33 protein-coding genes and 1 pseudogene are annotated in these 18,174 nt (G+C 60.5%); 32 read left to right on the plus strand and 2 right to left on the minus strand.

Annotated elements, in window-relative coordinates:
* The 31 genes and pseudogenes from BT108_RS12460 to BT108_RS12610 all read left to right on the plus strand — a co-directional run.
* Positions 1-93 (plus strand): annotated as a pseudogene (locus tag BT108_RS12460) (elongation factor Tu); the annotation flags it as partial.
* 70 nt (positions 94-163) lie between these two features.
* Positions 164-472 (plus strand): 30S ribosomal protein S10, encoded by a 309-nt coding sequence (gene rpsJ / locus BT108_RS12465; RefSeq protein WP_072294895.1) that lies wholly within the window; start codon positions 164-166, stop codon positions 470-472.
* Between the two features lie 118 nt (positions 473-590).
* Positions 591-1,259: a 50S ribosomal protein L3 gene (rplC, locus tag BT108_RS12470; RefSeq protein WP_072294896.1), complete on the plus strand. Its 669-nt coding sequence runs from the start codon at positions 591-593 to the stop codon at positions 1,257-1,259.
* On the plus strand, positions 1,259-1,879 hold the full coding sequence (gene rplD / locus BT108_RS12475) for a 50S ribosomal protein L4 (protein ID WP_072294897.1): 621 nt from the start codon (positions 1,259-1,261) through the stop codon (positions 1,877-1,879). The genes rplC and rplD overlap by 1 nt, the downstream gene beginning before the upstream one ends.
* Positions 1,876-2,214 carry a 50S ribosomal protein L23 gene (rplW, locus tag BT108_RS12480; RefSeq protein WP_072294898.1) on the plus strand — a complete coding sequence of 113 codons (339 nt, stop codon included), beginning with the start codon at positions 1,876-1,878 and terminating at the stop codon, positions 2,212-2,214. The genes rplD and rplW overlap by 4 nt, the downstream gene beginning before the upstream one ends.
* Positions 2,214-3,047, plus strand: coding sequence for a 50S ribosomal protein L2 (rplB, locus tag BT108_RS12485; protein ID WP_072294899.1), 834 nt, complete (start codon positions 2,214-2,216; stop codon positions 3,045-3,047). The genes rplW and rplB overlap by 1 nt, the downstream gene beginning before the upstream one ends.
* 6 nt (positions 3,048-3,053) lie before the next feature.
* The gene (rpsS, locus tag BT108_RS12490; RefSeq protein WP_072294900.1) at positions 3,054-3,338 is read left to right on the plus strand and encodes a 30S ribosomal protein S19; all 285 of its coding nucleotides are present in this window, start codon (positions 3,054-3,056) and stop codon (positions 3,336-3,338) included.
* Between the two features lie 9 nt (positions 3,339-3,347).
* Entirely contained in the window at positions 3,348-3,695 is a 348-nt protein-coding gene (gene rplV / locus BT108_RS12495; protein ID WP_072294901.1) for a 50S ribosomal protein L22, read from the plus strand.
* 15 nt (positions 3,696-3,710) lie between these two features.
* Positions 3,711-4,610 carry a 30S ribosomal protein S3 gene (gene rpsC / locus BT108_RS12500; RefSeq protein ID WP_072294902.1) on the plus strand — a complete coding sequence of 300 codons (900 nt, stop codon included), beginning with the start codon at positions 3,711-3,713 and terminating at the stop codon, positions 4,608-4,610.
* A complete protein-coding gene (gene rplP / locus BT108_RS12505) occupies positions 4,594-5,010 on the plus strand; it encodes a 50S ribosomal protein L16 (protein WP_072294903.1) in 417 nt (138 codons plus the stop codon). Before rpsC ends, rplP begins: the two co-directional genes overlap by 17 nt.
* A gap of 3 nt (positions 5,011-5,013) precedes the next feature.
* On the plus strand, positions 5,014-5,214 hold the full coding sequence (gene rpmC / locus BT108_RS12510; RefSeq protein WP_072294904.1) for a 50S ribosomal protein L29: 201 nt from the start codon (positions 5,014-5,016) through the stop codon (positions 5,212-5,214).
* Positions 5,211-5,474: a 30S ribosomal protein S17 gene (gene rpsQ / locus BT108_RS12515; RefSeq protein WP_072294905.1), complete on the plus strand. Its 264-nt coding sequence runs from the start codon at positions 5,211-5,213 to the stop codon at positions 5,472-5,474. Before rpmC ends, rpsQ begins: the two co-directional genes overlap by 4 nt.
* Before the next feature lie 179 nt (positions 5,475-5,653).
* A complete protein-coding gene (gene rplN, locus BT108_RS12520; RefSeq protein ID WP_072294906.1) occupies positions 5,654-6,022 on the plus strand; it encodes a 50S ribosomal protein L14 in 369 nt (122 codons plus the stop codon).
* Between the two features lie 18 nt (positions 6,023-6,040).
* A complete protein-coding gene (gene rplX, locus BT108_RS12525) occupies positions 6,041-6,358 on the plus strand; it encodes a 50S ribosomal protein L24 (protein WP_072294907.1) in 318 nt (105 codons plus the stop codon).
* A gap of 13 nt (positions 6,359-6,371) precedes the next feature.
* Positions 6,372-6,911, plus strand: a complete 540-nt coding sequence (gene rplE, locus BT108_RS12530) for a 50S ribosomal protein L5 (protein WP_072294908.1) — start codon at positions 6,372-6,374, stop codon at positions 6,909-6,911.
* A gap of 9 nt (positions 6,912-6,920) precedes the next feature.
* Positions 6,921-7,226, plus strand: coding sequence for a 30S ribosomal protein S14 (gene rpsN, locus BT108_RS12535; protein WP_072294909.1), 306 nt, complete (start codon positions 6,921-6,923; stop codon positions 7,224-7,226).
* 136 nt (positions 7,227-7,362) lie between these two features.
* Complete coding sequence (gene rpsH / locus BT108_RS12540; protein WP_072294910.1) at positions 7,363-7,758, plus strand: 30S ribosomal protein S8; 396 nt, start codon at positions 7,363-7,365, stop codon at positions 7,756-7,758.
* 158 nt (positions 7,759-7,916) lie between these two features.
* Positions 7,917-8,450, plus strand: coding sequence for a 50S ribosomal protein L6 (gene rplF, locus BT108_RS12545; protein WP_072294911.1), 534 nt, complete (start codon positions 7,917-7,919; stop codon positions 8,448-8,450).
* A 12-nt stretch (positions 8,451-8,462) separates the two neighbouring features.
* Entirely contained in the window at positions 8,463-8,819 is a 357-nt protein-coding gene (rplR, locus tag BT108_RS12550; protein ID WP_072294912.1) for a 50S ribosomal protein L18, read from the plus strand.
* Between the two features lie 14 nt (positions 8,820-8,833).
* Complete coding sequence (gene rpsE, locus BT108_RS12555; RefSeq protein WP_072294913.1) at positions 8,834-9,376, plus strand: 30S ribosomal protein S5; 543 nt, start codon at positions 8,834-8,836, stop codon at positions 9,374-9,376.
* Positions 9,373-9,567, plus strand: a complete 195-nt coding sequence (gene rpmD, locus BT108_RS12560) for a 50S ribosomal protein L30 (RefSeq protein ID WP_072294914.1) — start codon at positions 9,373-9,375, stop codon at positions 9,565-9,567. The genes rpsE and rpmD overlap by 4 nt, the downstream gene beginning before the upstream one ends.
* Positions 9,568-9,999: a 50S ribosomal protein L15 gene (rplO, locus tag BT108_RS12565; protein ID WP_072294915.1), complete on the plus strand. Its 432-nt coding sequence runs from the start codon at positions 9,568-9,570 to the stop codon at positions 9,997-9,999.
* A 17-nt stretch (positions 10,000-10,016) separates the two neighbouring features.
* The gene (gene secY / locus BT108_RS12570; RefSeq protein ID WP_072294916.1) at positions 10,017-11,345 is read left to right on the plus strand and encodes a preprotein translocase subunit SecY; all 1,329 of its coding nucleotides are present in this window, start codon (positions 10,017-10,019) and stop codon (positions 11,343-11,345) included.
* A gap of 27 nt (positions 11,346-11,372) precedes the next feature.
* Positions 11,373-11,591, plus strand: a complete 219-nt coding sequence (gene infA, locus BT108_RS12575; protein ID WP_072294917.1) for a translation initiation factor IF-1 — start codon at positions 11,373-11,375, stop codon at positions 11,589-11,591.
* A 17-nt stretch (positions 11,592-11,608) separates the two neighbouring features.
* Positions 11,609-11,722 carry a 50S ribosomal protein L36 gene (rpmJ, locus tag BT108_RS12580; RefSeq protein WP_072294918.1) on the plus strand — a complete coding sequence of 38 codons (114 nt, stop codon included), beginning with the start codon at positions 11,609-11,611 and terminating at the stop codon, positions 11,720-11,722.
* 51 nt (positions 11,723-11,773) lie between these two features.
* Complete coding sequence (gene rpsM, locus BT108_RS12585; protein WP_072294919.1) at positions 11,774-12,151, plus strand: 30S ribosomal protein S13; 378 nt, start codon at positions 11,774-11,776, stop codon at positions 12,149-12,151.
* Positions 12,152-12,207: 56 nt separating this feature from the next.
* Positions 12,208-12,597, plus strand: a complete 390-nt coding sequence (gene rpsK, locus BT108_RS12590; protein ID WP_072294920.1) for a 30S ribosomal protein S11 — start codon at positions 12,208-12,210, stop codon at positions 12,595-12,597.
* Positions 12,598-12,654: 57 nt separating this feature from the next.
* Positions 12,655-13,659 (plus strand): DNA-directed RNA polymerase subunit alpha, encoded by a 1,005-nt coding sequence (rpoA, locus tag BT108_RS12595; protein ID WP_072294921.1) that lies wholly within the window; start codon positions 12,655-12,657, stop codon positions 13,657-13,659.
* A complete protein-coding gene (gene rplQ / locus BT108_RS12600) occupies positions 13,646-14,047 on the plus strand; it encodes a 50S ribosomal protein L17 (protein ID WP_072294922.1) in 402 nt (133 codons plus the stop codon). Before rpoA ends, rplQ begins: the two co-directional genes overlap by 14 nt.
* A 165-nt stretch (positions 14,048-14,212) precedes the next feature.
* The gene (locus BT108_RS12605; protein WP_072294923.1) at positions 14,213-14,545 is read left to right on the plus strand and encodes a hypothetical protein; all 333 of its coding nucleotides are present in this window, start codon (positions 14,213-14,215) and stop codon (positions 14,543-14,545) included.
* Positions 14,502-15,014, plus strand: coding sequence for a hypothetical protein (locus BT108_RS12610; RefSeq protein ID WP_255369722.1), 513 nt, complete (start codon positions 14,502-14,504; stop codon positions 15,012-15,014). The genes BT108_RS12605 and BT108_RS12610 overlap by 44 nt, the downstream gene beginning before the upstream one ends.
* Positions 15,015-15,092: 78 nt before the next feature.
* Here the strand turns inward: BT108_RS12610 and BT108_RS12615 are convergent, their stop codons facing one another.
* Both BT108_RS12615 and gluQRS read right to left on the minus strand, forming a co-directional pair.
* Positions 15,093-16,205, minus strand: a complete 1,113-nt coding sequence (locus tag BT108_RS12615; protein WP_369817157.1) for an NAD(P)/FAD-dependent oxidoreductase — start codon at positions 16,203-16,205, stop codon at positions 15,093-15,095.
* Positions 16,206-16,364: 159 nt separating this feature from the next.
* Complete coding sequence (gene gluQRS / locus BT108_RS12620) at positions 16,365-17,288, minus strand: tRNA glutamyl-Q(34) synthetase GluQRS (protein WP_072294926.1); 924 nt, start codon at positions 17,286-17,288, stop codon at positions 16,365-16,367.
* A 636-nt stretch (positions 17,289-17,924) separates the two neighbouring features.
* Between gluQRS and BT108_RS12625 the strand changes: the two genes are divergently transcribed.
* Positions 17,925-18,174: methane monooxygenase/ammonia monooxygenase subunit C (locus BT108_RS12625; RefSeq protein ID WP_218184869.1), on the plus strand; the 250-nt coding region annotated here is incomplete at its 3' end.

Raw genomic sequence — 18,174 nt, forward strand, 5'->3', positions numbered from 1 at the left:
GCGCCGATCGCGATGGCGGAGGGGCTGCGCTTTGCCATCCGCGAGGGCGGCAGGACCGTCGGCGCCGGCGTCGTCGCCAAAATCATCGAGTGAGAATGGGATTCGATGGCGGATTTCCGTCAACAATTACGAGGCCGGCATCCGGCCTGAGGTTTGATGAGACATGCAGAGCCAGAAAATACGTATCCGCCTGAAAGCGTTCGACTACCGGCTGATCGACAAGTCGGCGATGGAGATCGTGGAGACCGCCAAGCGCACCGGCGCCGTGGTGAAGGGTCCCGTACCGCTTCCGACGCGCATCGAGCGCTTCGACGTGCTGCGGTCCCCGCATGTCAACAAGACTTCCCGCGACCAGTTCGAGATCCGCACCCACCTTCGATTGATGGATATCGTGGACCCGACCGACAAGACGGTCGATGCGCTGATGAAGCTGGATCTGCCCGCAGGGGTGGACGTGGAGATCAAGCTGTAGCTTCGGGCACCTTGCCCGTCGTGCGGTGGCGTCGGTATCGCATCCGGCCGGTCGCCAGAAAATAGGATTCGAATTGCCGGTCAATTGTAATCGGCGCCTTTTGAAAAGGGTAATGACAATGAGCTTGGGACTTGTGGGCCGCAAGGTGGGCATGACCCGCATATTCACCGACGATGGCGACAGTCAGTCGGTCACGGTGCTCGATCTGTCCGACAACCGGGTCACGCAGATCAAGACCCTTGACAACGACGGCTATTCCGCGGTGCAGGTGACGTACGGCAGGCGTAGAGCGAGTCGCGTCAATAAACCTGCCGCGGGTCATTTCGCCAAGGCTGCGGTGGAGGCGGGGCGGGGCCTCAGGGAATTCCGGGCCGAGCCGGAGGCGCTTGCGGATCTGCAGCCCGGCGCGGCGATCGGCCTGGACATCTTCCAGATCGGTCAGCGGGTGGACATCACCGGCACTTCCATCGGCAAGGGATATGCGGGCGTGATCAAGCGTCATGGCTTCGGTTCCAACCGGGCCAGCCACGGCAATTCGAAATCGCATAACGTGCCGGGTTCCATCGGGATGGCGCAGGATCCGGGCCGGGTGTTTCCGGGCAAGCGCATGACCGGCCGCCTCGGCGGCGTGCGACGCACCACTCAGAACCTGGAGGTGCTTCGCATCGATGCGGAGCGCGGCCTGCTGCTCGTCAAGGGTGCGGTTCCGGGATCGAAAGGGGGGGACGTGGTCGTGCACCCGAGTGTGCGAGCCACCCGGGCGCAATCCGACAGAAAGGCGACGTGATGGAACTCAAGCTCATTGGTGGGGAGGGTCAGGCGGATGTTCGCGTCGCCGTTTCCGATGCCGTTTTCGGCAGGGAATACAACGAGGCGCTGGTGCACCAGGTGGTAACGGCCTATCTGGCAAATGCACGCAGCGCCAACCGGGCCCAGAAGGGTCGATCGGATGTGGCCCGGTCCACGCGCAAGCCCTGGCGGCAGAAGGGAACGGGCCGCGCCCGCGCGGGCATGACGTCCAGTCCATTGTGGCGGGGTGGCGGCAAAATCTTTCCGAACAGTCCGGAAGAGAATTTCAGCCACAAGATCAACCGCAAGATGTACCGCGCGGGGATCGGCTCCATCCTGTCGCAGCTGGCGCGTGAAGGCCGCCTGTCGGTGGTGGAGGCGCTCGCCGTGGATGCGCCCAAGACCGGGGTGCTGGCCCGCAAGCTGAAGGACATGGGGTTGGACGAGGTGCTGATCATCACCGACAGCGTGGACGAGAATCTTTATCTTGCATCGCGCAATCTGCCGCGGGTGCAGGTGGTCGAGGCGGGCCGGGCCGATCCGGTGAGCCTCGTGCGGTATGCCTCCGTCGTGATGACTCGCGGTGCGCTGGCAAAGATGGAGGAACTGCTCGCATGAGTGCGCGGATAATATTCAATCCCGAGCGTCTGATGCAGGTGCTGCTGGCGCCCCAGATCTCGGAGAAGGCGACCCACATAGCGGAGAAGCACAACCAGGTGATCTTCCGTGTGGCGCCGGACGCCACCAAGGCGGAGATCAAGGCGGCCGTCGAGTTGATGTGGAAGACACAGGACATCAAGGTGGAGCGTGTCCAGGTGGCCAACGTCAAGGGCAAGGAGAAGCGCTTCGGTCGTTTCATGGGGCGGCGCAGCAACTGGAAGAAGGCGTACGTGAGCATTCAGTCAGGCCAGGAGATCAATTTTTCGGAAACCGTGCAAGGAGAGACCAAGTAATGGCACTCGTCAAAGTCAGGCCCACCTCGCCCGGCCGTCGCGCCGTGGTCAAGGTCGTCGACGCGGCGCTGCACAAGGGGGCTCCCTATGCGAGGTTGCTGGAAAAGCAGAGCCGTACCGCCGGACGCAACAACAAGGGACGCATCACCACGCGCCACATGGGCGGGGGGCACAAACAGCACTACCGGATCGTGGATTTCCGCCGCAACAAGGATGGCATCGTCGCCAGGGTCGAGCGACTGGAGTATGACCCCAATCGCAGCGCCAACATCGCACTGCTCTGCTATGCGGATGGCGAGCGCCGCTACATCATTGCCCCCAAGGGCGTGGCCAGCGGTGCGCAACTGGTGAGCGGCGCCGATGCGCCCATCAAGACCGGCAATGCGCTGCCACTGCGCAACATCCCCGTGGGTAGCATCGTCCACTGCGTGGAGATGCTTCCCGGGAAGGGCGCGCAACTGGCTCGGTCGGCGGGTACGTCGGTCCAGTTGCTTGCGCGCGAAGGAAGCTATGCACAGCTGCGCCTGCGCTCGGGAGAAATCCGCAAGGTACACGTGGATTGCCGTGCGACCATCGGCGAAGTCGGAAACGAGGAGCATAGTCTGCGCTCCATCGGCAAAGCGGGTGCGCAGCGCTGGCGCGGCATACGACCGACGGTGCGCGGCGTGGCGATGAATCCGATCGATCATCCGCACGGCGGCGGCGAGGGCAAGACGGCGGCCGGACGGCATCCGGTCAGCCCATGGGGCACGCCCGCGAAGGGTTATCGCACGCGTACCAACAAGCGTACCGACAGCATGATCGTGCGTCGTCGCTATTCGAACAAGGGGTAGGAAACCATGGGGCGTTCAGTCAAGAAGGGACCTTTCGTCGATCTGCACCTGATGAACAAGGTCGAGAAGGCACGGGCGACCAGCGACAAGCGGCCCATCAAGACATGGTCGCGCCGTTCGACGGTGCTTCCCGATTTCATAGGGCTGACCATCGCCGTGCACAACGGCAAGCAGCACATCCCGGTATACGTGACGGAAAACATGGTGGGGCACAAGCTGGGGGAATTCTCCCACACGCGCACCTTCAAGGGGCACTCGGGCGACAAGAAGGCCGCGGGTTCGAAGAGATAGGAGATCGGTATGCAAACAACCGCCGTATTGCGGGGGGTCAGATTGTCCGAGCAGAAGGGGCGACTGGTCGCCGACCAGATCCGGGGCCTGCCCGTGGAGCGGGCGCTCAATCTGCTCGCCTTCAGTCCGAAGAAGGGCGCGGTCATCATTCGCAAGCTGCTGGAGTCGGCCATCGCCAATGCGGAGCACAACGACGGCGCCGACATCGACGAATTGAAGGTGTCGACCATATACGTGGATCGTGGAGCCTCCATGATGCGCACCAGCACTCGTGCCAAGGGTCGCGGCAATCGCATCGTGAAGCCGACCTGTCACATCTTTCTCGCAGTCGGCGATGGGGCCGACGGCAAAAAATAAGGATACGGAACCACTATGGGACAAAAAATACATCCAGCGGGCTTCCGTCTCTCGGTTCTGAAGAACTGGTCGTCGAAATGGTATGCCAATGGGAGGAAATTTCCCGGGATGCTGCAGGAGGATATCAAGGTTCGGGATTATCTCGCGAAAAAGCTGGCGCATGCTTCGGTGGGCCGGGTGATCATCGAGCGCCCCTCGAAGAATGCGCGCATCACCATCTTCAGTTCGCGTCCCGGCATTGTCATCGGCAAGAAGGGGGAAGACATAGAGGTCCTGCGTGGAGCGTTGCAGAAACTCATGGGTATCCCGGTGCATGTGAACATCGAGGAAATCCGCAAGCCGGAGATCGATGCCCAGCTCATCGCGGACAATATCGCGCAGCAGCTGGAAAAGCGCATCATGTTCCGGCGCGCCATGAAGCGCGCCATGCAGAATGCCATGCGGCTGGGTGCGCAGGGCATCAAGATCATGAGCTCGGGACGATTGAACGGTATCGAGATCGCGCGCACGGAATGGTATCGCGAAGGCCGGGTGCCGCTGCACACGTTGCGCGCCGAGCTGGATTATGGCGTGGCCGAGGCCAAGACCACCTACGGTGTCATCGGAATCAAGGTGTGGGTATTCAAGGGTGAAGTGTTGGGTCGCGGTGGCGAGCAGGTGGCGGCATCGCCTGCGGGTGGCTTTGCGCCGCCCGGTGATCCGGAAAAGAGACGGTCGGCACGGAAATCCGGTTCAGGTCCGACGAGGAGCGGAACGCCCGCATCGAAGGTGTCGGCGGACGAGGCCAAGGCGGGGAGCGCATCTGGCGAGGAGCCGGACACGGATAACAAACCCGATGCCGTGGCGGTGGATGCCGCCCCAGTCGCGGGCAGTAAGACAGCAAAGCCGGGAGTGAACGATGCAGCAACCAGCTAGAACGAAATACCGCAAGCAGCAGAAGGGTCGCAACACCGGGGTCGCCACGCGGGGGGCCAAGGTCAGCTTCGGAGAGTATGGACTCAAGGCTATCGGTCGTGGTCGATTGACGGCCCGTCAGATCGAGGCGGCGCGGCGAGCCATGACACGCCATATCAAGCGTGGTGGGCGTATCTGGATTCGTATTTTCCCGGACAAGCCGATCTCCCACAAGCCGGCGGAAGTGCGCATGGGCAATGGCAAGGGAAGTCCGGAGTACTTCGTGGCGGAAATCCAGCCCGGCAAGATGCTCTATGAGATGGATGGGGTCGATGAGATGCTGGCTCGCCAGGCGTTCCGCCTGGCTGCTGCCAAGCTTCCCATCCAGACCACATTCGTCATCCGGCAGATAGGTGGCTAAATCATGAAGAAAAAGAGCGACGAATTGCGGAAAAAGACCCCGGATCAACTGCAGCAGGAGCTTCTGGACCTGCTGAGGGCCCAGTTCGGGCTCCGGATGCAGCATGCCACGCAACAACTGAACAATACCAACCAGTTGCGCAATGTGCGGCGTGACATCGCGCGCACAAAGACCATACTCAGTCAGAAAGCGAGTCAGGCATGAGCGAAGCCAATTTGAATCGGACCCTTATGGGGAAGGTGGTGAGCGACAGGATGGACAAGACGGTCACTGTATTGGTGGAGCGCAAGGTCAAGCATCCGCTCTACGGAAAGATCATCGTGCGTTCCAAGAAATACCACGCGCATGACGAAGACAACGAGTTCCGTGCCGGCGATACGGTGATCATCGAGGAATGCCGGCCGCTTTCCAGGACCAAGGCGTGGCGTGCGATCAAGCTGATAGAGCGGGGTGTGACCCTTTAGCCTTGATTCAACGTTTTCTTGCGATATCGAAGGAATGGTCCTATAATTGTCGGTTCCTCGATTTTCGGATTTTGCTTCTGTCGCTTGATCTGGGCGGCGCCACAAACACATGACCCGAGCGGGTCCCAATACTGTCCGGCCCGAAACGGGGCGGGGAAGTTGGGTAAAGTGAGTACACCATGATTCAAATGCAATCGATTTTGCAGGTCGCCGACAATACCGGTGCGCGTTCGATCATGTGCATCAAGGTATTGGGGGGATCCAAGCGACGCTATGCCGGTATCGGCGACATCATCAAGGTCAGCGTCAAGGATGCCGCGCCACGGGGCCGCGTCAAGAAGGGCGAGATATACAATGCCGTGGTGGTGCGCACAGCCAAGGGGGTGCGGCGCGTCGACGGGTCGTTGATCCGGTTCGATCAGAATGCCGCGGTGCTGCTGAATGCCAAGCTGGAACCGATCGGTACGCGTATTTTCGGCCCGGTGACGCGCGAGCTGCGCACCGCGCGTTTCATGAAGATCGTTTCGCTGGCACCGGAAGTGCTGTAGGCGCTCTAGGAAATCATTATGCACAAGATACGGAAGGGCGATGACGTCATTGTCATTACCGGCAAGGACAAGGGCAAGCGCGGCACGGTGTTGCGGATTGTCGACACCGGTCTGGCGGTGGTCGAGGGCGTCAACAAGGTCAAGAAGCACCAGCGGCCCAATCCCAACAAGGGAGAATCCGGCGGGATCGTCGAGATGGAGAAGCCCATTCAGCTCTCGAACGTGGCGATCTTCAATCCGGCCACGAAGAAAGCCGATCGCGTCGGAATCAGAACCCTGGAGGACCAGCGCAAGGTGCGCTACTTCAGGTCAAATGGCGAATTGCTGGACATATAGGTGCGGGGGAGGCATGGCGCGTTTGCAGGAATATTATCGTGATACCGTGGTGCAGCAACTGGTACAGCAATTCGGCTACAAGTCCGTGATGGAAGTGCCCCGCATTCGCAAGATCACCCTCAACATGGGGGTGGGCGAGGCGGTTGCCGACAAGAAGATCATGGACCATGCGGTCGGTGACATGACCAAGATCGCAGGGCAGAAGCCCGTGGTGACGAAGGCAAGAAAATCGATCGCGACCTTCAAGGTCCGGGATGGATATCCGGTTGGCTGCATGGTCACGTTGCGGCGCGTACGGATGTATGAGTTTCTCGACCGGTTGATCAGTGTGGCGATCCCGCGCATACGCGATTTCAGGGGCATTTCCGGGAAAGCCTTCGATGGACGGGGAAACTACAACATGGGAATCAAGGAGCAGATCATCTTCCCCGAGATCGAGTATGACAAGATCGATGCCTTGCGCGGAATGAATATCACCATCACCACGACCGCAAAAACGGATGCCGAGGCCAAGGCACTGCTGGCCGCATTCAAGTTTCCATTCAGGAATTGAGAGAACAGGATGGCAAAAATAGCCCTTATCAACCGTGATCTGAAGCGTCGCGAGGTCGTCCGCAAATATGCGACGCGGCGTGCCGAACTGCTGGCGATCATCAACAATCACGCGATCAGTGATGAAGAGCGGTATTCTGCCAGAATAAGGCTGCAGAGGCTGCCGCGCAACGCCAGTCCTGTCCGCCTGCGCAACCGCTGTGCGCTGACGGGCCGGCCTCGCGGGGTATACAGCAAGTTCGGGCTGGGGCGCAGCAAGCTGCGCGATATCGCCATGAGCGGGCAGATCCCCGGCATCACGAAAGCAAGCTGGTAGTGCGGGGCATGACCATGAATATAGCCGGGTGCTTCGGATGTCGATCGGATGGCGGACGATTGGCGGTGGCGGACATGGGGAGCGGGCGTTGTGTGAGAGCGTATTCCATAAACCGAATTGCCAGAGGTGTCCTTAGATGAGCATGAGTGATCCCATCGCCGATATGCTGACGCGGATACGCAACGCGCAGCTTTCCGAAAAAACCTCGGTGGCGATGCCCGCCTCCAAGCTCAAGACGGCGATTGCGCAAGTCCTGAAAGACGAGGGATACGTCGAGGATTTTGCGGTTCATGAAGGCGACGGCAAGCCGACGCTGGATATCAACCTGAAATACTACGCCGGCCGGCCGGTGATCGAGAAGATCGAGCGGGTGAGCCGCCCGGGTCTGCGCATCTACAAGGCGCGGAACAAGCTCCCCAGTGTGATGAATGGTCTGGGGGTGGCGATCGTGTCGACCTCCAAGGGGGTGATGACCGAGCGCAAGGCGCGGGCCAGCGGTGTCGGCGGCGAGGTATTGTGCATCGTGGCCTAGCCGTCGCGTCGGGCAGGGGTGCCTTCGCAGGGGTGGAGCCGATGCATGCGGCGGCGAACGAGCGTCCATGGACGAAAACGGATGGGGCGGGTTTCGTGAGTTGGTCTTTTCCGGGGCAGCCCTTGGGAGGCCACAGGCAGTGTTAAAGGATATAGAACATGTCCCGAGTAGGTAAGAGTCCGGTCCAGGTTCCGGACAACGTCGAAATTGTCCTGTCGCCGTCCGAGATATCGGTGAAGGGCCCATTGGGAACACTGAGGCAGTCTATCGTGCCGGACGTGCTCGTCGAACATGGCGAGGGTCGGCTGCTGGTCAAGACCGCAGGAGAGTCCCGCCAGGCGAATGCGATGTCCGGTACCATGCGCGCGTTGCTGGCCAACATGGTGCGGGGCGTGAGCAGTGGTTTTGAAAAGAAATTGCTGTTGGTCGGTGTCGGTTATCGGGCGCAAGCTGCGGGGGATGTTCTCAATCTCACGCTGGGGTTTTCCCATCCGGTGGCCTACCGGTTGCCCGATGGCGTGAAAGTCGAGACGCCGACCCAGACCGAGATCGTGATCAAGGGTATCGACAAGCAGAAGGTAGGTCAGGTGGCGGCAGAGGTACGCGCCTATCGCAGGCCGGAACCCTACAAGGGAAAGGGCGTGCGATATGCCGACGAGGTCGTCAAGATGAAGGAAACCAAGAAGAAGTAGTCGAGATCAGACATGTCAAATTCCTTGAAATCCCGTTTGCGCCGTGCGCGTCGTACCCGTGCCAGGATTGCCGAATTGAAGGCGGTGCGGCTGACGGTGCATCGCAGCAACTGCCATATCTACGTGCAGTTGATAGACAGTGCCGGCGGCAAGGTGCTCGCCAGCGCCTCCACCCTCGAACCCGAGTTGCGGAAGACGCTTTCCAGCGGAGGTACGGTCACGGCGGCTGCGGAAGTCGGCAAGCGTGTCGCCCAGAAGGCGAGGGATCTGGGCATCGAGGCGGTGGCGTTCGATCGTTCGGGCTTCAAGTATCACGGGCGCGTCAAGGCGCTGGCCGATGCGGCCCGCGAGCATGGTCTCAAATTCTGAGAGGGTAGGCGGCAATGGCTAAGATGCAGGGAAGGGCGCAGGGAAAGGTGCCGCAGGGAGACGATCGGGGAGATGGCCTCAGGGAGAAGATGGTGGCGATCAATCGCGTCACCAAGGTGGTGAAAGGTGGACGTATCCTCGGGTTCGCCGCCCTGACCGTGGTGGGAGATGGAGATGGCGCCGTGGGCATGGGCAAGGGCAAGTCCCGCGAAGTGCCGGTGGCGGTGCAGAAAGCCATGGATGAGGCGCGCCGCAAGATGATCAAGGTGAATCTCAAGAATGGCACCCTGCATCATCCGGTGATCGGGCGGCACGGCGCAGCCAGGGTTTACATGCAGCCTGCGTCGGAAGGCACCGGTATCATAGCCGGCGGCCCCATGCGCGCGATATTCGAGGTCATGGGTGTGCACGACATCCTTGCCAAGTGCATCGGTTCGACCAACCCCTACAACGTGGTACGGGCCACCTTGCAGGGTCTGCAGTCGATGAACACGCCTGCCGAGATCGCTGCCAAGCGTGGCAAGAGCGTGGAGGAAATTCTGCTCCTGGAGAAATGACCGTGGCCAAGACTGACAAGAAAATCAAAGTGACCCTGATCAGGAGTCTGATCGGTACCAAGCAGTCGCACCGTGCGACAGTGAGGGGATTGGGTCTGCGGCGGCTCAACAGTGTGGCCGAGCTGGAGGATACGCCGGCGGTACGGGGCATGATCAGAAAGGTTTATTATCTTGTCAGGAGCGAGGGATAGATGCGACTGAATTCCATCAAGCCGGCCGATGGCGCCACCCGGTCCCGGCGGCGCGTCGGGCGCGGCATCGGTTCGGGTCTGGGCAAGACCGCCGGCCGTGGCCACAAGGGACAGAAGTCGCGCACGGGGGGGTTTCACAAGACCGGCTTCGAAGGGGGGCAGATGCCTCTGCAGCGTCGCCTGCCGAAGCGTGGCTTCATTTCCCCAACGGGAAAGGGCGTTGCCCAGGTGCGCCTGTCGGCATTGGGAAAGCTATCGGAGGGCGTCGTCGACATTCTTGTCCTGAAGCAGGCGGGGGTGGTTGCGGCTTCCGCCCTGACCGCCAAGGTCATCCTTTCCGGAACGATCGATCGTGCGGTGAAGCTGCAGGGTATCGGGGCGACCAAGGGAGCAAGGGCGGCGATCGAGGCTGCCGGGGGCAGCGTTGAATAAGTTCGCGGGGATGAATATTGGCTGCTAACGAGGCCCTGCGGGGATTGTCCGGCAAGCTCGGGGACCTGAAGCGTCGCCTGTGGTTCCTGCTGCTCGCACTGGTCGTCTACCGGATCGGTGCGCACGTGCCGGTACCCGGCATTGATCCCGTGGTGTTGAAAGACCTGTTCGAATCCCAGCAGGGGGGAATACTCGGGATGTTCAACATGTTCTCCGGAGGGGCGCTCTCCCGGTTTTCGATATTCGCCCTCGGAATCATGCCGTACATCTCGGCCTCGATCATCATGCAGTTGGGAACGGTCGCGTTTCCCCACCTGGAAGCCTTGAAAAAGGAAGGGGAATCGGGGCGCAGGAAGATCACTCAGTATACCCGCTATGGCACGCTGGGACTGGCCCTGGTGCAGGGCTACGGCATTTCGATCGCCCTGCAGGCCCAGACCGGCCTGGTGATCGAGCCAGGTCCGATGTTCCTCTTCACCACCGTCATCACGTTGGTAACCGGCACCATATTCCTGATGTGGCTGGGTGAGCAGATCACCGAACGGGGAATCGGCAACGGCATTTCGCTGATCATCTTCGCCGGCATCGCCGCAGGACTTCCCAGCGCGATCGGCGGGACACTCGAACTGGTGCGTACCGGAGCGATGCATTTTCTGGTGGCGCTGGGCATATTCGTGGCAGCGACAGCCGTGACGGCCTTCGTGGTGTTCGTCGAACGCGGGCAGCGCAAGATACTCGTGAACTATGCCAAGCGCCAGGTAGGGCGCAAGGTATACGGGGGGCAGAGCTCGCATCTGCCGCTGAAGCTCAACATGTCCGGCGTGATCCCGCCCATCTTCGCATCCAGCATCATCCTGTTTCCCGCGACGCTGGCCGGCTGGTTCGCCACCGGGGATTCCATGAGCTGGCTGCGGGACATCAGCGGAGCCCTTTCTCCGGGTCAGCCGGTCTATGTCATCATGTACGCGGCGATGATCGTGTTCTTCTGCTTCTTCTATACGGCGCTGGTGTTCAACCCCCGGGAAACCGCGGAGAATCTGAAAAAGAGCGGAGCCTTCATTCCCGGCATCCGTCCCGGGGAGCAGACCGCGCGCTATATCGAGCGCATCATGCTGCGGCTGACGCTTGCGGGTGCCATCTACGTGACGCTCGTGTGCCTGCTGCCCGAGTTCCTGATCCTGAAATGGAACGTTCCCTTCTACTTCGGCGGAACGTCGCTCCTGATCATCGTCGTGGTGACCATGGACTTCATGGCGCAGGTGCAGGCCTATATCATGTCTCACCAGTACGAGAGCCTGCTGAAGAAAACGAACTTCAAGGGCGGCGGCGGCCTCCCGGCGCGGTAATCGGCCGTATACCGGGAAGCGGACAGGATGGCCAAGGAAGAAACGATACAGATGCAGGGGGAGGTGCTGGAGACGTTGCCCAATGCGACGTTTCGTGTCAAGCTGGAGAATGGACATGTGGTGCTGGCGCACATCTCCGGCAAGATGCGCATGCACTACATCCGGATACTTCCCGGGGACAAGGTGACGGTGGACCTGACGCCTTATGATTTGAGCAGGGCACGGATCACGTTTCGTGCCAAATAGCCTTAGAAGGAGTGCACATGAAAGTATTTGCATCGGTCAAGAAGATCTGCCGCAATTGCAAGATCATCCGGCGTAATCGCGTGGTTCGGGTCATCTGCACCGATCCGAGACACAAGCAGCGCCAGGGCTGAACGCAAGCAGCCGAGGCGTGACGGTTATCATCTTTTTGTAGGAAACGACGTATGGCCCGTATTGCTGGAGTCAATATCCCCAATCATCAGCATGTCGAGATCGCATTGACTTCGATCTACGGCATAGGACGTACCAGGGCGCGGGAGATCTGTGCGGCCTCCGGCGTCGCCGCCTCGACGAAGATCAAGGATGTCACCGATGCGCAAATGGACAAGCTGCGCGAGGGTGTCGCCAGATTCACGGTGGAAGGCGACCTGCGGCGCGAGGTGTCGATGAACATCAAGCGCCTGATGGATCTGGGCTGCTATCGGGGACTGCGCCATCGCCGCGGATTGCCGGTACGCGGGCAGCGCACCCGAACCAACGCCAGAACCCGCAAGGGGCCACGCAAGGCGATTCGTGCCTCCAATGCAAAGCCAGGCAAGTAGGGTGGGTGACAATCAAGCGATGAACCGTACGTGCTACGTACTAAAAGGATGATGACATGGTAAAAGCAGCCACACGAGTACGCAAGAAGGTCAGAAAGAATGTAGCGGAGGGCATCGCCCACGTGCATGCTTCCTTCAATAATACCATCGTCACGATTACCGATCGCCAGGGAAATGCATTGTCGTGGGCGACTTCGGGAGGGGCCGGCTTCAAGGGATCGCGCAAGAGCACTCCGTTCGCTGCCCAGGTGGCTGCCGAGCAGGCCGGAAAGGTTGCGCAGGAATGTGGGGTCAAGAACCTGGAGGTGCGCATCAAGGGCCCTGGTCCGGGGCGTGAGTCCGCCGTTCGCGCCCTGAATGCCGTGGGTTTCAAGATCACCAGCATTTCGGATGTGACGCCAGTACCTCACAATGGCTGCCGTCCACCCAAGAAGCGTCGTATCTGAGTCGGCATTCCGTCTCGAAACGATCAACTGACAGGTTTTCCGCAAAAGGATCAGGCTATGTCAAGCAATATCTTTCTTACGCCACGCATCATCGACGTCCAGAATTTCTCGCCGTTGCACGCCAAGATCACCATGGAGCCATTCGAGCGTGGTTACGGACATACGCTGGGCAATGCGCTGCGCCGTATCCTGTTGTCTTCCATGCCGGGGTTCGCACCGACCGAAGTTCAGATCGGTGGGGTGGTGCACGAATATTCCGCTCTCGACGGCGTGCAGGAAGATGTCGTCGACATCCTTCTCAATCTGAAGGGCATCGTGCTGAAGCTGCACAATCGCAGCGAAGCGATACTGACGCTCAATAAGAAGGGAGAGGGAACGGTTACCGCGGGCGACATCGAGGCCGGGCACGACGTGGAGATCATCAATCCGGATCATGTGATTGCGCATCTCACCGCTGGTGGAAAGCTGGACATGCAGATCAAGGTCGAACTGGGACGCGGCTATGTGCCGGGAACGGTCCGGCAACAGGGGAACGAGGGCCGCACCATAGGCAGCATCCTGCTGGATGCGTCCTTCAGTCCGATACGCAGGGTCAGTTATGCGGTGGAGAGCGCGCGGGTGGAGCAGCGCACGGATCTGGACAAGCTTGTCATGGATATCGAAACCAACGGCGTCATCGATCCGGAAGAGGCGATACGCTACGCCGCCAAGGTGCTGGTCGAGCAGCTTTCCATATTCGCGGATCTCAAGGGCACGCCCCTGCCGGTGGAGCAGCCCAAGCTGCCCCAGATCGATCCGGTGCTGTTGCGTCCGGTGGACGATCTCGAGTTGACGGTGCGCTCTGCCAATTGCCTCAAGGCGGAAAATATCTACTATATCGGTGACCTGATCCAGCGCAGCGAGACCGAGTTGCTGAAGACGCCCAATCTCGGCAGAAAGTCCCTGAACGAGATCAAGGAAGTATTGGCATCTCGCGGACTGACGCTGGGAATGAAACTGGAAAACTGGCCTCCCGCGAATCTAGAGAAAAGTAAAAAGGAAGTGACCCATGCGACATCATAACGGGCTGAGAAAGCTGAATCGCACCAGCAGCCACCGTCTGGCCATGCTGCGCAACATGACCAATTCGCTGTTGCGCCACGAAGTCATCAGGACCACGCTGCCCAAGGCCAAGGAGTTGCGCCGTGTCGTCGAACCCATGATCACGCTCGGCAAGAAGCCGTCCCTGGCCAACCGGCGACTGGCATTCGATCGCTTGCGCGACCGGGACATGGTCGGGAAGCTGTTCGCGGAACTGGGTCCTCGCTATCAGACGCGTAACGGCGGCTATCTGCGCATCCTCAAGTACGGTTTCCGCCATGGCGACAATGCCCCGATGGCACTGATCGAATTGCTGGATCGTCCGGAACCCGCAGACGCTTCCGCGGAAGCTGCGAAGACCAGTACATGATCTGACTTGTAGCGGGAAGCAGGAAAGAAAGCCGGCTTCGTCCGGCTTTCTTCGTATGGTGGCTTGTCATTTGCGTCAGGGTGATCCAAACTCGGGTGTGCCTGTCGGCCCGTTTCCCCGGCGCAGGGATGTGGCGCAGGCCTTGATTTCGATGAAGGGGATCGCATGGATTTCAAAGAATGGACGGATGAGGAAGTTGATTCTCTGCGGGAGAAGCTCAGGGAATGGCGTCTCCAGCGCGACGCGCCGACCTGGGGCAACCGGTTCCTGAACTGGACGGGGTTCATGGGGGTCTTTGCTCTTCTGACGGGGCTTACCGACGGTTTCTTTGGTGGCTTGTCGATGCCTAGTCTTCTTCTGGTGGTGCTCGGTGCACTGGCGTGTTTCTCCTGGTACAGGGGAGACAAGCAGTACAAGAAGAACGTGGGCTTTCTAGATGAACTGGACCAGGAATATGCTCGGCGCGACCGGAAATCCAGGAAGCGTATCCCGAAATAGCCATTCCCCGATGGAAGCGGGAGGCGAATCCGAGGCGTTGCCGGGGAGGGGGCGGGGCCTGGAAACGTCGTTTGCATCCCTGTGCCAGTTTATCTGGGTGCAGGGTGAGCCACTGCCTCTGATATACGAGATCGGCCATGAGATTTATACGCAACAGGGCATCGATTTGCCGGTGTTGAAGCGTCTCGAGGTGGCTGGCTTGATTGCCCTGGAGCCTGCGGGGTACTTGAAAGGGCGGTTCGGCAGGCATGCGCGCCTCTTCTACCATGACAAATTGACCAAGCTGCGCTTTCCCCAAGCAGAGAACAACCGGCTGGAGCTGGGACATGTCCTGCTGACCGACACGGGCAAGATCCATGCCCTCGACATGCTTGACGCAACGAAGCCGAACCAGGCGTTCTACGAATATGTGATCGACAGGTGGTTTCGCCAGGGCATGATTCCGTCATCTGTTCTGAAGCGTCGCTGATCGGAGAGATGCCCTCTGCCGGCCGCGATGCCAAATGCCCGTGGCCGCGGTGGCTTGTCGCGCAGGGTTTCCCGGGAATCAGGGAATATACGTATCCACCCCGGTCAGCAGTAGGTCGTACTGGGCCTCCACCATTTCCTTGATGACCAGGGCCGGCATGCCGCTGACCACGTTGTCTTTCAGTGCCAGCCAGCCCACTGCATCCGTTGGCCCCAGGCTGACGACATAGCCCAGATCGCGATGCAGATAGGGTTCGAGCCACCCAAGGACGCCGGAATGGCGCAGGATGTTGCGTGCCGCCAGCTTTCCCTTGCGCACCGCTGACTGCGCTGTCAGCGTGTCGGAGCCGGGAGATCGGTGGATCGAACAGTCGCCGGCGGTAAAAACATTCGGCAGGTGCCGATCGCCGACCATTATCTGGCCGAAGGCGTTGGCAGGAAAGAGGCGCTCCGGTTTTATGCCCAGGAACAGCAGTGACAGTGCCGAAGGCAGATCGAACCTTCTTCCGGTCTTGCATTCCTCCAGAAATATCCTTTTGGCATCCTGGCCGCGGTAGCGGGTATCGGGATGGAAATCGATGTCCAGCTCCGTCATGCGTGCCTGGACATAGGTGGAGAAATGGGGAGTGAATCCATCGAGCACGCGCTTGCCCTCGTGGATCAGCCGAAGCCTGGCGTCCAATCCGTGCCGCCTGAGAAAATGTGCGATCTCGAAAAGAAACTGGATACCGGTTGCGCCTCCTCCCGCGACCGAAATGCAGGCTGATCCGTTGTGCCCGTGCATGTCCAGCCGCTCGCGCAGCAGGCCGGCGCCACCGGCGTCCATGAAATCATTCAGATCAAGGATGTTTTCCGCCCTTTCCGCCCGCACGACGGCAGCGCCGACGGCGATCAGAAGATAGTCGAACTCGAGCGTTCCACCGTCCACGACCACAGACTTGTCGCGCTGCCATTGCAGCAACGCCTCTTCCTCCAGCGGCAGGCGGGCGGACAGGTGGCGGCAGCCGAAACGCCGCTCGAGTTCCGAGAACGGCACCTTGCAATCGTCCAGCGGATACCTGAAGGTTTCATGCAGATGGGTTACCTTGAGATGCCAGGGCCGGGGATCGACAAGCGTGATGTCCGCCTCCGGCATATGGCGCAGGAAAGTCGTCAGTGCGGCGATCCCGGCGTATCCGCCACCCGCTATCACGATCCTGAGACGTTTGCGTCCTGGTATGTAGAAAGGTAGGAAGGCCACGGTTTTTCTCGCAGGTGCCGGGCCGATGCATCCGGTCCGGCATGCCGCTAGTATGCCATACTGCAGTAACCCGTGCGGGTGGCATGTCTGTCGGAAACGGCACCGTGACCTTCATGCATGCCGTGCGTGACTCGCATGGGGGCATCTTGAGGGAATGCTTCCTGGTTTCCAGTTCCTTGTCGCCCATTCCCAGATGGCGGTCAGGCCGCTTTCCGCCAGCCCTGCGGGTGGCTGTTGCCCGAGGAAATGCAGTGCCTCGATCAGCCACGGTACGGGATCGGAAGGGTCGAGCGGTGGAGCGTGGGTCTGCTTGCCAAGTTTCTCTCCATGCACATTGACGACCAGTGGAAGATGCATGTATGCCGGGGTGGGGTATCCCAGCAGGTGCTGCAGGTGAATCTGGCGGGGCGTGGAAGCGAGCAGATCGCTGCCCCGCACCACATGGGTCACGCCTTGCTCGGCATCGTCCACGACCACGGCCAACTGATAGGTGAACACGCCGTCGGCGCGGCGCAGCACGAAATCGCCCACGTCATGCTTCAGCCGTTGCCGGATCACCCCGCATATGCCATCGACGATCTCGACCACGGCGTTATCGGTTCGTACCCTCATCGCGTGGGCACGGCTCGTGTCCACGCGATGATCGCGACAGGTTCCAGGATAGATCGGACCATCCACGCCCGTGATGGAGGAATGGGCGATCTCCCTGCGGCTGCAGGTGCACGGATAGACCATCCCCCTGCCTTCCAGCAGGGCGAGGGCCGCCCGATACGCTTCGCTGCGCCGACTCTGATGCAGCACCTCCCCATCCCATTGCATGCCGAATCGTTCGAGTACGCCCAGGATCCGTGTCGCTGCAGCGGGTCTCGTGCGCGATGGATCCAGGTCTTCCATCCGGACCAGCCACTCGCCCTGCCGGGATCGTGCCTCGAGATAGCTGCCCACGGCGGTAGCCAGGGAGCCGGCGTGCAGCGGGCCTGTGGGAGAAGGCGCAAAGCGGCCGCGATAGGCGGGTGGGCTGGGTATTGGAGTCATGGGCTGTGGAAGGGTCTACCGGGTGGCAGGCCAAAAGCCATCGATAACGCGTACGCAGCAAGTATAAGGCATACTTTGCATCCCGGTTTCGTGCTCCGCACGCCTCGTCCCCTTGCTTCGCCGACGCCGTCGCCGCTGGGGATGACCGGCAGGAATGCCCACGGATAAGCCGTTCCCGATCGGGTGACGACCCGGAAGGCCCATCCTTTACCCCCGCTTTTCCCGACAAACATCTTGACTTGAGGGGGTGAAGGGGGATAGTCTTTACGGGGTTGTGGATATGTAACGGATCGGCAACGGAAGGAGAGCGGGGGCGGTTGCGAAGGGGTAGGAGGCCTCATCGTGGTGCGGGTCCTGCTGCATGCTGACGGGCTGTGGCGATGGAGTTCGAGTCTGCAGGCCGTGAAGGTTGGGGTATTCGGGATGGATGATTCCGGGTGCCTGGTACAGGAAGCGGGGAGAGGATCCCGTGCGGCGCGAAGGATCGGCGCGGATCGTGCCTCTGTGAGACAGAGGGAAGGGCGGGCCGACGGCGGCGCGGGGTTTCGGGATTGACAAGCTGTGATGCAAGAGAGAGTGGGCCCGCGGGCGGACAGAGGCTGCTGGCGGGTCTGATCAACGAAAGAGGAGAAATCGATGGCAACAACACTAGGAACGACGGGCAGTCGAGCGGGGTCGAGCGACCGCGACTACGACATGTCCCTGTGGTACGACTCGCGGTGGTACAAGTTTGGTTTGATCACCATGCTGCTGGTGGCGATCTTCTGGATCTGGTACCAGCGCACCTTTGCCTACTCGCACGGGATGGACTCGATGGAACCCGAGTTCGAGAAGGTATGGATGGGGCTGTGGCGGGTGCACATGATCGTGATGCCGCTGTTTGCCC

Origin of the sequence: Nitrosovibrio sp. Nv17, assembly GCF_900119085.1 — a bacterium.
Classification (GTDB): domain Bacteria; phylum Pseudomonadota; class Gammaproteobacteria; order Burkholderiales; family Nitrosomonadaceae; genus Nitrosospira.